The following is a 13031-nucleotide window of genomic DNA, read 5'->3' on the forward strand; positions in this document are numbered from 1 at the left end:
TCACCGACCCAACATGAATTCCATCGCACGGAGGCGCTGATCGGTGTGCGTCGCAGCCCAAACATGCGAAAGCCCCAGCAAAAAGGCTGCGGTATGCGGGTCGATTCGCTCGGCCAAAAGCGCATCGAAGGTCATGGACATGAGGGCGCGCAGCCATGCGGCCTCACCGGTCGACACCAGTTCGGCACCTGGAACGCTCGACGCGCACGACCCGCACATGAGGCCGCCCGCCTGGGGCGAAAAATACGACAGCATGGGGTCTCCGCACAGCACGCAGGCCGAAAAATCGGGTCGATAGCCAACGTGCGACAGCAGCTTAAAGACATATGCCGCCACAAGTAGATCCATATGCGCCGTGTCGAGCCCGCTGCCCACCAGGGCAAGCGCTCGCTGCGTTATAGCAAAGGTAAACGGGTCCTCGGCGTCCTCGAACGAGCACACGCGCGCGACCTCGGCGATCGCGCTTGCGGCGCAGGTCGTCTCGTAATCGGGCGCAACGCCGAGCGGCGCCTCCATAAGCTCGGCCTGGGAAACCACGTCGAGTGACCGTCCATGTGCGAGCAGCATATCTACCGTACAGAACAGATCGCAGCGCGCAGCCAGGCGTCCGCCGGGTTTGCGGGCGCCCTTTGCCACGGCACGAACCTGCCGCCCCCGCTCGTCAAGCATCGTCAAGATCAGGTCGGTCTCTTTGAGCTTGGTCTTGTCGAGCACGAGCACCTTCGTGCGATATGTCCGGGAGCCTGCCATGCGCGCTGCGCGTCCTTAGTCCTCGGCGTTGTAGCCAAAACGGCGAATCTGAGCCTCGTCGTCGCGCCAACCGGCCTTGACCTTCACGTCCAACTCCAAAAAGACCTGCGTGCCAAAGATGCGCTCAAGATCGCGACGGGCGTCGATACCGATATGCTTGATCATCTCGCCGCCCTTGCCGATGATGATGCCCTTTTGGCCCTCACGCTCGACATAAATGGTGGCGTGCACACGCAGCACCTTCTTGGTCTGCTCGAGCGCATCGCAAATAACGCCAACGGAGTGCGGAATCTCATCACGGGTGCGGCGCAAGACCTTTTCGCGCACAAACTCGGCAACGAGCGTCTCGTCGGAAGCGTCGGTACCCATGTCCTCGGGGAACCAACGCGGACCCTCGGGCAAAAAGTGCGCAACGGTCTCGATGAAGGCATCGACGTTAAAGTTCTTGACCGACGACGTCACGATCTCGTCGTCATATTCCATAAGCTCGTGGGCGGCCTTAAGCTGCTCCATGACCTGTGCGGGGTCGGCTTCATCGGCCTTGGTGAGCACCAGGACCTTCTTGGAACGGGCATTCTTGACACGCTCGGCAACCCAGGCGTCTCCCCTGCCGATCGGTTTGGTGGCATCAATCAAAAACGCGACAACATCGACATCGTTCAGCTCGAACAGCGCGCTCTTGTTCAGCTCGGACCCTAGACCGTCCTTGGGCTTGTGGATACCCGGGGTATCGACAAAGACCAGCTGGTAGCCGGGTCGGTTGACGACGGCGCGCATGCGGCGGCGGGTCGTCTGGGCCACCGGCGAGGTGATGGCGACCTTTTTGCCATAGCAGGCGTTGAGCAGCGTTGACTTACCGGCGTTGGGGCGGCCGACCAAGGCCACGAAGCCACTGCGGAAACCGGGCTCAACGTCGCCAAAGCCCGCGAGGCTGTCGTCCTCATCGCACAGGGCGTCGAGCTCCTCGTCGCTCATGCCCTCAAACGGGTCGAACTCCTCGACTTCCTCATAGGCCTCGGTCGCCTTAGCATCCGGGGACTCGTCGTCCAAAATCTCATCGGTAGACTGCATATTGTCGGACATGGGAATCCCTTTCTAAATAAAGCCGAGCGCGTGGGCAAATACCAGCAAGCCCACAATCGCGGCGGTGATGGAAAGAACGTATACGGAGGCGGCAGCGATGTCCTTCGCACGCTTGGCCAGCGGATGGAGCTCCTGGGTCGCCAGGTCGACGATGGCCTCCATGGCGGTATTGCAAAGCTCGCCGTGGATCACCAGGCCGCAACAGATGATAATCGTGGCCCACTCGGCAATGTCGAGCCCCACGATGCAGCCTGCAATGACGGTGCACACGCCCGCCACGAGCATGACCTTAATGTTGCGCTCGGTCTTGACGGCGGTGACGAAGCCCTCCATAGCGTAAGAAAACGACTTTAAGAAGGACGGATGGTCCTTGTTCGATCCGGGAATCATAGACGGCTCCTAGTCGTGGGCGTGGTTGGTGATGGGGCCGACGTTGACTAGCTTGGGGTCCTCGCCGCGCTCGAGCGCCAGATCGCGCAGGATGGCGTCCTCGCGGGCCTCCATGACCTCGGCCTCGTCGTCCTCGATATGGTCATAGCCCAGCAGGTGCAGCATGCCGTGTACGAGCATCAGACGACACTCGTCAGCGGGGCTATTGCCAAAACCGGGGGCCTGACGGGCAATAACCTGCGGGGCCAAGATGATATCGCCGAGCTCGAGCGTCTCGTCGGCGGGAATATCCTCGTCAAAGGCCGAGTCGCATTCAAACGAGAGCACATCGGTGGTGCGGTCGATACCGCGCCACTCGTGGTTGAGCTCGTGCATCTCGTCCTCGTCGACATACGAAAGGGAAATCTCGACTTCACGCTCAACGCCCTCGGCGGCAAGCACAACCTCGCAGATGTGCTCCACCTCCTGCGCGTCGAGCAGCGTATCGAGCTCGGCATCGTTGCTGATCAATACACTCAACGGGACTCCTTTCGGTCACGTACGCGCTTCTCGCGCACATCATCATAAGTATCGTATGCCTCGACGATACGTCCCACCAAGGCATGGCGCACCACGTCGGCACGCTCGAGGTGCGAAAATGCGACATCATCGACACGGCCCAAAATCTTCTCGACATCCGCCAAGCCACCACGACGACCCACCAGGTCACGCTGGCTCAGGTCGCCGGTAATCACGAACTTGGAGTTGAAGCCCAGGCGCGTCAGGAACATCTTCATCTGCTCGGGCGTGGTATTTTGTGCCTCGTCGAGCACCACGAAGGCATCACTCAGCGTGCGGCCGCGCATGTAGGCAAGCGGGGCGATCTCGATCACGCCGCGCTCCATAAGCTCATCGGTGCGCTCGCGATCCATCATGTCAAAAAGGGCGTCGTAAAGCGGACGCATGTAGGGATCGATCTTTTCCTCGAGGGTGCCGGGCAAAAAGCCCAGATTCTCCCCCGCCTCGACAACCGGACGCGTCAAGATCAGACGGCCCACCTCGTGACGCTTGAGCGCGGCAACGGCGAGCGCCATGGCCAGATAGGTCTTACCGGTGCCGGCAGGACCCAGGCCAAACGTGATGGTATGCGTGCGGATGGCATCCACATAGCGCTTTTGGCCGAGCGTCTTGGGGCGAATGACGCGGCCGCGATACGAAAGCAGCACGTCATCGCGAAGCGACGTAGCCTCGTGCTCACCGTCGCGCAAGACGGCCAGGCAGCGAGAGACATCGTCGGCAGACAGCGTGCGCCCGGCGGCCGCCTCGCAAAAAGCGTGCTCGAAAAAGCGCGCCACGAGTTCGACCTCGTCCGGGTCGCCGCTCACGGAGATGCTATCGCCACGGGCGACCACATGAGCGCGAACCAAGCTCTCGAGCGCACGAAGGACGCCGTCGCCGGCGCCCAAAACGCGCGAGGGATCAATCCCCTCGGGAACGGTAAGTCTAATCTTCGAGGCTTCCATGAACCTCCCTGCGTGCATGGACCAAGCCGGAATCATCGACTCCGATGATAGCAACATCGAGCAGGCACGGGGCTGTAAGTCCACAGGTATCGTCAAGACGGGCATGATGGAACGAGCCGAGCGTCAGGTTGTCGCCATACTCGAGCACGGCACGCTCGACCGTGCCCACGCGACGGCGAGCGTCGGCAATAGCGAGCTCCTGTGCAGCGGCCCGCATACGGCGGCTGCGCTCGGCCATAACCTCGGGCGGAACCTGGTCGGGCATGTCGGCAGCAAGGGTACCGGGACGCTTGCTGTAGCGGAACACGTGCATACGCGAGAAACCCACACGGCGGCACAGCGCCAGCGACTCCTCGAACTCCTCGTCCGTCTCACCGGGAAAACCGACGATGACGTCGCACGAAAGGGACGCCTGCGGCAGATTGGCGCGAATCATACGCACCGTGTCCTCAAAGGCCTCCGCACTATAGGGACGGCCCATGCGATGCAGGGTCGCCGTGCAGCCGGACTGCACGGGCAGGTGCAAAAACGGGGCGATACGCTGCGGAAAGCGCGCCATAACCTTAAGCAGGCGCTCGGAGATATCCATGGGCTCGACCGAGGAAATGCGCACATGCGCAATAGTCGTGCGCTCCATGATGGCCTCGAGCAGCTCATCGATTTCGACGTGCTCGTCGGTCGCGCTCTTGCCATCGTAGGCACCCAGGTTCACACCGGTCAGCACCACCTCGGGCACGCCGGCCTCCTGGGCCTCGCGAACTTGCTCGAGCACGGACTCGACGGGCACGGAGCGCTCGGGGCCGCGCGCCTTCCACACAATGCAATAGGTGCAGCGATGGTTGCAGCCATCCTGAATCTTCACGCCCAGGCGAGAGCGACCGAGCGCATCGACCACCTCGCCATCGCTGCAGGCGGGAACGCTATCGGACTCAACACCCAGCACCTCGCATACACGTTCGGCGACATCTATCTTGGACGGCTCGGCAATCACGCGATCCGAAAGCTCCGACAGCTCCTCGGGATGCAAATTGACCACGCATCCGGTCACGACCACATAGGGCTCGTTTGGATGGGCCAGCGCATGACGGACGGCCTTACGGGTCTTGGCCTCGGCCTCGCCCGTAACGGCGCAAGTGTTAATGACGATCAGATCGGCATCCTGGGGCTCCACAATAGCGAAGCCCAGGCGCATAAGATCGGCAGTGATACGGTCGGACTCAACCCGGTTGACACGGCAGCCGAGGTTGACGACGGAAATATGGGGTGCGAGCACGCGGGCTCCTTAATCGAGGATATCGTCGAGGGCGCTCTTGATGCGGTCGGTCACCGACTTCTTACCGGAAGCGACGTCATCGCCCATATCATCGGCAAAAGCACGGAGCAGCTCGCGCTGCTTATTGGAAAGATTGGTGGGAACGACCACGCGCAGTTGCACGATCAGGCGGCCACGCGAACCGCCACCGCCAATGCGAGGCATGCCGTAATTATTGACGCTCACGGTATCACCGTACTGGGCGCCGGCGGGAACCGTCACCTTAACGACCTCGTCGGGCATAATGCCCCCGACCTCGATCTCGCAGCCGAGCGCAGCCTGCGCAATCGAGATATCGCTCACCAGGTACAGGTCGTCACCGTTGCGCTTAAAGCGCTCGTGGTCGGCAACGCGCACGTTGACAATCAGGTCGCCCGAAGGCTCGCCGCGAAGGCCGGCCTCGCCAAAGCCGCTCACACGCAGCTGGCGACCGGTCGAAACGCCGGCGGGAATATCGATGTCAATCTTTTCATGCGAAGGCGTGCGGCCCTGACCGTCGCAGGTCTCGCAGGGATGGTCGATAACCGTGCCCTCGCCATGGCAGTCAGGGCAAGGCGAGGAAGACTGAACCTGGCCCAAAAACGAACGCTGAACCGTCGTGACGTAGCCCGTACCGTGGCAGCGGCCGCACTGCTTTTCCTGTGCGCCCTCTGCCCTACCGGTGCCATTGCAGTCCTCGCAAGGAGCAAGGCGGTCATAGCTGATTGTCTTTTTGCAGCCGAGCGCCGCCTCCTCGAGCGTCACCGAAAGCGAGATGGCCATGTCTCGTCCGCGACGACGCTCACGACGGCTGCGGGCGCCACCGCCGGCACCGCCGCCAAAGAACGACGAGAACAAGTCGTCCATGCCCATGCCACCAAAGATATCGTTGATATCGACGTAGCCCGAACCACCAGGGCCGTCGGCAGTGCCGTAACGGTCGTAGTTAGCACGCTTCTGCTCATCGGAAAGAACGGAATAGGCCTCGTTGAGCTCCTTGAACTTGGCCTCGGCCTCGGGGTCGTCCGAAACATCCGGATGTACGGTACGGGCCTTCTTTAGAAACGCACGCTTAATCGTCCGCGCGTCGGCATCCCTGTCGACGCCAAGCACCTCGTAGTAATCCCTATTTTCCGACACGACCGAATCCTTCCGACTTTCATTATTGTCACAGTGCGTCCTATACCCAAGCAGGGCCGACCGCAAACAGAGGGTTTGATGTTATTGCATTTGGTACGGCGAAAGCATGGCCCGTTGCGAGCAGCTCGCGAACCAAACCGACACGAGCGCGAACATGAAGCCGTTGGCAAAACCGTTGGCAAACTGCATCGCGCCGCGCTTCCACCACAGCAGGCTGCGATGAAGCACGCCGTCCGAAAGCACCATGAACAGGCCCATGGCAAACGGAATAAAGCACATCACGGCAAAGGCCGAGAACACGCCCGAGATGGCCGAGAGTACCAAAAACGGCGCCACGATGCCCATCAGGTAAAAACCGGTACGAGCTTTGCCTTCCAAGCGCTCGGCCTCAACATGGGCGCGGCCGACCAGATCGCCGCCCGCGGCACCGTTGGTGCCAGCATGACCCATGCCGCCAATGCGGACCTCGTCGCCATCGTGCGTGCCGGCAGGAAACTCAATCGTCTGCTCGGAGGTTACGCGAGTACGACCGCTGCCGCCGCAATCAGGGCAGGGGTCGGCCACGACCTTACCGGAACCGCCGCACTCGGGGCAGACCGACTGGAACGTGCCCGCACCAAACAGGAAGGACAGGTCGACGTCGATATGGCCGCGGCCGCCACAGCTTGGGCAGGTATGGGCATGCTCGGAGGAGACAGAGCCCGAACCGCCGCAGTTGTTACAGGTATCGAAGCGCGTGTAGCGGACGGTCTTGCGGGCACCGCCCTTTGCCTCCTTGGCGTCGAGTTTGATATCGACGACCACGTTGGCGCCGTTCTCGGGATTGTAGGCAGCCTGCCCGCGACGCGGCTGGCCCCAGGCTCCACCAAAGGGAAAACCGCCCTCAAAGGGATTGCCATAGCCCGCGCTGCCGGCGTAGCCGCCGCCATAGGGCGAAGCCGTAGGAGCGCCGGCGAAGGGGTTGCCCGAACGCATGGCGTCGTAGCGCGAACGCTTCTGCTCGTCCGAAAGCACGGCGTAGGCCTCGGAAACCTCTTTAAACTTTTCCTCGGCATCCGGCTCTTTGTTGACGTCCGGATGGAGCTTGCGGGCCTTTTGCTGGAAGGCCTTTTGAATATCACGCGAGGTGGCGTCCTTGGAGACACCCAGAATCTCGTAGTAATCTTTTTCGTTCATCGTCGCCATGCGCGGCAACCTCCTGCTCAAAGCAGCGTATATATTGCGGTAATTCTACCCGAGCGGTCTATGCTAGACCCCAAAACAGCTCGAACAGAACATTTCCATCGAGCCAACCTAGGTGTGTCGGCGCTAAACGGGCGCGGGCGCGGCCTGCGACGACATCTGCCGAAGTGAAGGATCCCTCATGGGCCCCGAGCGCCTCGGGCACCCACGTGGCAAGTCCCAATTCGAGCGCGTGATCGCAGGCAGCTGCCAACTCGCCCGTTGGGATGACGAAAGCTGCACGAACCAACAGGTCGGACGCGACACCGCGCGTCATGCGACAAGCGAGCATCAGGTCTTCAGCCGCAGCCTCGCGCTGCGACAGATATTCGGTCTCGAACGCCATCGCGTCATCGTCACGTTGCACCAGACGCACGCGGTACGCATCGCCTCGAGAAGACACGCCGGGGAACAAACCTGCGAGACGGTCGAAATCCTCGGCGTCGAGCATGCCCGCGGCAGAACGACCCAGGCCCAGATAGCCCCGTCCGGTCCAGTAGGCAATGTTATGGGCGCACTCATGGCCGTCGAGCGCGTAGCTCGCCACCTCATACGGGTGATAGCCGGCGGCACCCAGGAGCTCGCGTGCCAAGTCCATGCACGAAGCCTGAAAATCCTCGTCGGGCTCGAGCGACTCGTCGCGGCGCGCCATGCGATAAAGGGGCGTCCCCTCCTCAAGCGTGAGCGGGTAGACCGACACATGATGCGGGGCCGCCACCAGCACGCCATCGAGCGTGCGCTTCCAACTCGCTGCGGTCTGCCCGGGAAGTCCGCACATAAGGTCGCACGACACATCAAGCCCAGCGTTCTTGACCGTCGCGATGGCGGCGAGCGCCCGATCGGCATCGTGAATACGGCCGATGGCAGTAAGTTCGGCGTTATCGAGCGTTTGCACGCCCAGAGAGACGCGTGTGACACCAACCTTGACAAGTGCAGTGGCAAGCTCGGCGGTCAGCGACTCGGGATTGGCCTCGCAGGTAAACTCAACGGGGGCACACCACGCACGAATACGCCGCGCCAGCTCCACCAGGCGCTCCCCCGCCAGCGACGGCGTACCGCCGCCAACATAGACGGTGCGGATCTGGTCAAGGGCATCAGCCTTGCCAAAAGCATCGAGACGCGCGAACAACTGCTCAAAATAGGCATCGAGCGCAGCGCTCAGGTCGCACGGAGCAAAACTGCGCGAGTCAAAGTCGCAGTACCGGCACTTTTGGGCGCAAAACGGCACGTGCACGTACAGTGCGGTAACGGCCACCCTTAAGCCTCCAGAGGATGAGGGGGCACCGATTCGCCGGCGGCAAGGGCGGCCTCGCAGGCCACCACATCGCGCTCGATCTCATCGACCAGTGCCATAAACTCCTCGTAAGTGGAACAGCGCACCACATGGGCACGCCAAGCGGCGGCATGGGGCATGCCTTTTAAGTACCAGCTTGCATACGTGCGGGCACGCGACATGAGCGGCAGGAGCTCATGCGTCAGCGTTAGGTGCTCACGCAGGGCGTCCAGGCGCTCGACCGAGCTGCGCGGCGGCACCGGTATGCCATCGAGCGCAAGAGCGCGAGCATCACCAAAGACCCAGGGATTACCGTAGATACCGCGCGCGATAAACACCGCGCTGGCACCCGAGTTGCGCAGATGCTCCGCGGCATCCTCGGCCGAGAACACATCGCCCGAACCAATCACGGGAATCTCAACGGCGTCGGCAACCTCATCGACGACCGACCAATCGGCCTGGCCCGTATAGAGCTGCGTGGCGCAACGACCATGCACGGCGACTGCGGCAGCCCCTGCGCCCTCAAGCATCTGGGCAAATGTCGCGGCATTGCGGTCCTCGGCATAAAAACCTTTGCGAATCTTGACGGTCACGGGCACGTGCGCCGCGCCCACCGTGGCCTCGACGATCTTCTCCGCCAGGTCGGGCGTGCGCATGAGCGCCGAGCCCTCGCCCTTGGTAACGACCTTGCGGGCGGGGCATGCCATATTGATATCGATGAGCGACAGGCGATCGCCAACGCGCTCCTCGACGGCAGCGACGGCGCTCGCAAACTGATCGGGCTTGGAGCCAAAGAGTTGCACGCAAATCTGCTGCTCCTCGTCGGCCGGTAGCACCAGGCGCCAGGTCTTGTTGCTGGCATAGGCAAGGCCCGCCACGCTCACCATCTCGCTGTAGGCAAGGTTGGCACCGCGACGGCGGCACATGATGCGGTAGGCAGGGTCGGTCACGCCCGCCATGGGAGCCATAAGGAACGGCTGCTCGGCATAGGCGCCCAGCAGCCGCAGACTATATTCGGAAAGCGCCATAGACCTACTCGTCCACCTTGAGGATCGCCATAAAGGCCTCCTGCGGGACCTCTACCGAGCCGATGGCCTTCATGCGCTTCTTGCCCTCTTTCTGCTTCTCGAGCAGTTTGCGCTTACGAGAAATATCGCCGCCGTAGCACTTGGCAAGCACGTCCTTGCGGCGCGCCTTGACGGTGGAGCGGGCAATGATCTTGTTGCCGATAGCACCCTGGATGGGCACCTCGAACAGCTGACGCGGAATAATCTCCTTGAGCTTGTCGCATAGGCCGCGGGCAAGACCGTAGGCCTTGTCCTTGTGGACGATAAACGACAGCGCGTCCACCTCGTCGCCCGAAAGCAAAATATCGAGCTTAACGAGCTCGGAGGGACGGTACTCGTTGAACTCGTAGTCCAGGGAGGCGTAGCCCTTGGTACGGCTCTTGAGCTGATCAAAGAAGTCCAAGATGAGCTCGGCGAGCGGCATGTCAAAGCGCATCTCGACCGATTTGCTCGTGAGATGGATCATGTCGGTTGTAATGCCACGGTGCTCGATAGCGAGCTGCATGACGGCACCCGTATACTCGGGCGGGCAGATGATCTTAGCCTTGAGGTAGGGTTCCTCGATACGCTCGATGCGCGTGGCCTCGGGAAGATCCTGCGGGCTACGGACATCAATCATCTCGCCGTCAGTCTTGTAGACGTGATAGTCCACCGAGGGGCTCGTGGCAATGAGGTCCAAGTTGAACTCGCGCTCCAGGCGTTCCTTGACGACCTCCATGTGCAGCAGGCCCAGGAAGCCCACGCGGAAGCCAAAGCCGAGCGCCACCGAGGTCTCGGGCTCCCACACCAACGACGGGTCGTTGACGTGCAACTTATCGAGCGCGTCACGCAGGTTCTCGTAGTCCTTGTTATCGATCGGGAACAGACCCGTATAGACCATGGGTTTAGCCTCGCGGTAGCCGGGAAGCGGCTCGGGGCAGGGATTCGACGCCCACGTGAGGGTATCGCCCACGCGCACGGCCTCGGGGTCCTTCAGGCCCGTGACCACGTAGCCGACCTCGCCAACCGTCAGCGCGTCAACCGGGGTCTCGGCAGGACGCTTGACACCCACGCCATCGACCAAAAAGTCGCCCTTTGCCTGCATCATGCGCAAGGTATCGCCTTTTTTGATGGAGCCGTCAAAGACGCGCACCGTGGCGACGACGCCACGATACTCGTCGAAGTACGAATCCAGAATGAGTGCCTTGAGCGGCGCGTTCGCATCGCCCTTGGGCGGAGAGATCAAAAAGACAATGGACTCCAGCAGATCGTGGATGCCCTCGCCGGTCTTGCCCGAGACACACACGGCATCATCGGCAGGGATCGCCAGGTCATCCTCGATCTCGGTCTTAACCTCGTCGGGGTGTGCCGAGGGCAGGTCGATCTTGTTGATGGCCGGCACAATGTCCAGATTGGCGTTCATGGCGAGCGTCGCGTTGGAGACGGTCTGCGCCTCGACGCCCTGCGTGGCGTCGACAACGAGCACCGCGCCCTCGCAGGCTGCCAGCGAGCGCGAGACCTCATAGGTAAAGTCCACGTGGCCCGGCGTATCGATCAGGTTGAACTGATACGTCTCGCCATCGTCGGCGTCATAGGACACGCGAACGGCATTGGACTTGATCGTAATGCCGCGCTCGCGCTCGATATCCATGGTGTCGAGCAGCTGCGACTCCATGTCGCGCTCGTCGACGGTATGGGTGAGCTCGAGGATGCGGTCACTGATCGTTGACTTGCCATGGTCGATGTGCGCAACAATCGAGAAGTTGCGGATGTGGGAAATGTCATTTGAAGTATTCATGCGGACTATCTTACCCGAGCGATACAAAAAATGGAGCCTGTTCCATAAAACAGGCTCCATTTATGCGCGTAAACTGTGTGGTGTGAAATTTACAACTTAGGCGTTGATGCTGTTCACGAGCTTGGCAAGACCGGACTTGCGGTTGGAAGCCTGGTTCTTGTGGATAACATGCTTGGCGGCAGCCATGTCGAGACGCTTGGTGACGGTCTTGAGGGCGGCCTGGGCCTTCTCGGCGTCGCCCTCGGCGACGGCGGACTGGACGTGCTTGGTCAGCGTCTTGAGCTCGGACTTGACAGCCTTGTTACGCATGCGAGCTGCCTCATTGGTGCGGATACGCTTCTTCTGAGACTTGATGTTTGCCACTTCTGGAGTTCCTTTCGAGTTCCTTGCAAAAAATGTATGACACCTCTGAGACACGGTGAGGTCATGCAAGCGCCTACTATAGCACGCTCCCCCTCAAAGGGATAGAACGAATTTGCCAAATAGGCAGGTATCATCACGATTTTCTCAAGATGTTCGTAATCCAGAGCAAAAGCGCGGTCTCAGAATCGGCCGAACCCTTGAGCGCGAGCTCCACATCGACCGCTCCCTCGAGCGCTGCGACGAGCTCTGTCATCGAAAAGCGGCGAGCCCAGGTCAGGTGATTCTTGACCTGCCAGGACTGGAGCTTAAGCGTTGCGGCCAGCTCACGACCCTGTCCGCGCGCATCGAGCGCCTTGGCAACGATAAGCTCGCGAATACGGCCGCACAGCAATGTGTAAGTCCACACGTAGCTCTTGGCGGGCAGTAGATTGAAGAGCTCGAGCGAGCGGCGCATGTCACGGGCCGAGACCGCATTGAGAAAGTCCCAGGGCTGAACCTCGGCCGTACGTACAATCCAGCGCTCAACGTCGGCAAGCTCAATCTGGGGCGCCTCGACCATCTGGGCAAGCTTAGCCAAATCGTTATCGAGCATGCGAGTGTTTTCACCCGAACGCGAGACGAGTTCCTCGGCGGCCGCCGTCGAGATCGACTTGCCATGCTGCGTCGCCATCTGCTGAACGCGGCGCGGTAGCTCCCAGCGCTTGGTGCCGGAGCAATCGATCACGGCCTTCTTGTCGATCTTGGCGATCGCCTTATACAGGCGCGTGTTCTTGGCAAGCGAGTCGGCGATGATGAGGCAGACCGTTGTGGGGCTGGGACTTGCGAGGTACTCGACGAGCGGCTCCGAGACAGCCTTAGCGAGCTTTGAGCAGCCATCAAGGATTACCAGGCGAAACTCGCTGCCCATCGGAAAGGTGTTAAGCGATCCGATAATGGACTCGATATCGGGGTCCTTAGTCATGTCGCGCTCGTCGAGGTTAAACTCGACCATACCCGACTTTTCCAGACGCGCTTTCATACGCGAGACGGCGTGATCGCGCTTGACTCCGTCGGTACCGACGATCAGATATGCCGGCAGCAGACCGGTTTCGGACATTGCGCTCCCCTCCCGCAGGCCTTCGTATTCGTTCCGTGCCATTCTAGCCCAGGGGCCCACCACACGCCAACGACGTCG

13 protein-coding genes are annotated in these 13031 nt (G+C 61.2%); all 13 read right to left on the reverse strand.

Annotated elements, in window-relative coordinates; genetic code table 11:
* The 13 genes from recO to holA all read right to left on the reverse strand — a co-directional run bounded on the left by recO (position 1) and on the right by holA (position 12953).
* On the reverse strand, positions 1-750 hold the full coding sequence (gene recO / locus DXB53_RS02650; protein WP_117583201.1) for a DNA repair protein RecO: 750 nt from the start codon (positions 748-750) through the stop codon (positions 1-3).
* 15 nt (positions 751-765) lie between these two features.
* Positions 766-1833: a GTPase Era gene (gene era, locus DXB53_RS02655; protein WP_187362360.1), complete on the reverse strand. Its 1068-nt coding sequence runs from the start codon at positions 1831-1833 to the stop codon at positions 766-768.
* Positions 1834-1845: 12 nt separating this feature from the next.
* Positions 1846-2223, reverse strand: a complete 378-nt coding sequence (locus DXB53_RS02660; RefSeq protein ID WP_099431794.1) for a diacylglycerol kinase family protein — start codon at positions 2221-2223, stop codon at positions 1846-1848.
* A 9-nt stretch (positions 2224-2232) separates the two neighbouring features.
* Positions 2233-2742, reverse strand: a complete 510-nt coding sequence (ybeY, locus tag DXB53_RS02665; RefSeq protein ID WP_117583202.1) for an rRNA maturation RNase YbeY — start codon at positions 2740-2742, stop codon at positions 2233-2235.
* Entirely contained in the window at positions 2739-3725 is a 987-nt protein-coding gene (locus DXB53_RS02670) for a PhoH family protein (protein ID WP_117583203.1), read from the reverse strand. The genes ybeY and DXB53_RS02670 overlap by 4 nt, the downstream gene beginning before the upstream one ends.
* Positions 3706-4998 (reverse strand): MiaB/RimO family radical SAM methylthiotransferase, encoded by a 1293-nt coding sequence (locus DXB53_RS02675; RefSeq protein WP_117583204.1) that lies wholly within the window; start codon positions 4996-4998, stop codon positions 3706-3708. The genes DXB53_RS02670 and DXB53_RS02675 overlap by 20 nt, the downstream gene beginning before the upstream one ends.
* A 9-nt stretch (positions 4999-5007) precedes the next feature.
* Positions 5008-6156 carry a molecular chaperone DnaJ gene (gene dnaJ / locus DXB53_RS02680; protein WP_117583205.1) on the reverse strand — a complete coding sequence of 383 codons (1149 nt, stop codon included), beginning with the start codon at positions 6154-6156 and terminating at the stop codon, positions 5008-5010.
* Positions 6157-6237: 81 nt separating this feature from the next.
* Positions 6238-7341, reverse strand: coding sequence for a DnaJ domain-containing protein (locus DXB53_RS02685; RefSeq protein WP_195239268.1), 1104 nt, complete (start codon positions 7339-7341; stop codon positions 6238-6240).
* A 58-nt stretch (positions 7342-7399) separates the two neighbouring features.
* Positions 7400-8632: a radical SAM family heme chaperone HemW gene (gene hemW, locus DXB53_RS02690; RefSeq protein ID WP_117583206.1), complete on the reverse strand. Its 1233-nt coding sequence runs from the start codon at positions 8630-8632 to the stop codon at positions 7400-7402.
* 2 nt (positions 8633-8634) lie between these two features.
* Entirely contained in the window at positions 8635-9678 is a 1044-nt protein-coding gene (gene dusB / locus DXB53_RS02695) for a tRNA dihydrouridine synthase DusB (RefSeq protein ID WP_117583207.1), read from the reverse strand.
* A gap of 4 nt (positions 9679-9682) precedes the next feature.
* Positions 9683-11494: a translation elongation factor 4 gene (lepA, locus tag DXB53_RS02700; RefSeq protein ID WP_117583208.1), complete on the reverse strand. Its 1812-nt coding sequence runs from the start codon at positions 11492-11494 to the stop codon at positions 9683-9685.
* Positions 11495-11590: 96 nt separating this feature from the next.
* A complete protein-coding gene (rpsT, locus tag DXB53_RS02705; RefSeq protein WP_022094714.1) occupies positions 11591-11857 on the reverse strand; it encodes a 30S ribosomal protein S20 in 267 nt (88 codons plus the stop codon).
* Between the two features lie 133 nt (positions 11858-11990).
* Positions 11991-12953: a DNA polymerase III subunit delta gene (gene holA, locus DXB53_RS02710; protein WP_117583209.1), complete on the reverse strand. Its 963-nt coding sequence runs from the start codon at positions 12951-12953 to the stop codon at positions 11991-11993.
* Between the last annotated feature and the right edge of the window lie 78 nt (positions 12954-13031).

The sequence above is a fragment of the Collinsella sp. OM04-5 genome, assembly GCF_003439125.1.
Taxonomy (GTDB): domain Bacteria; phylum Actinomycetota; class Coriobacteriia; order Coriobacteriales; family Coriobacteriaceae; genus Collinsella.

Bases quoted from the DNA above. Each gene is read 5' to 3' on its own strand.
- era (WP_187362360.1), bottom strand. From the start codon at position 1,833: ATGTCCGACAATATGCAGTCTACCGATGAGATTTTGGACGACGAGTCC.
- holA (WP_117583209.1), bottom strand. From the start codon at position 12,953: ATGTCCGAAACCGGTCTGCTGCCGGCATATCTGATCGTCGGTACCGAC.
- lepA (WP_117583208.1), bottom strand. From the start codon at position 11,494: ATGAATACTTCAAATGACATTTCCCACATCCGCAACTTCTCGATTGTT.
- dusB (WP_117583207.1), bottom strand. From the start codon at position 9,678: ATGGCGCTTTCCGAATATAGTCTGCGGCTGCTGGGCGCCTATGCCGAG.
- recO (WP_117583201.1), bottom strand. From the start codon at position 750: ATGGCAGGCTCCCGGACATATCGCACGAAGGTGCTCGTGCTCGACAAG.
- DXB53_RS02685 (WP_195239268.1), bottom strand. From the start codon at position 7,341: ATGGCGACGATGAACGAAAAAGATTACTACGAGATTCTGGGTGTCTCC.
- DXB53_RS02670 (WP_117583203.1), bottom strand. From the start codon at position 3,725: ATGGAAGCCTCGAAGATTAGACTTACCGTTCCCGAGGGGATTGATCCC.
- DXB53_RS02660 (WP_099431794.1), bottom strand. From the start codon at position 2,223: ATGATTCCCGGATCGAACAAGGACCATCCGTCCTTCTTAAAGTCGTTT.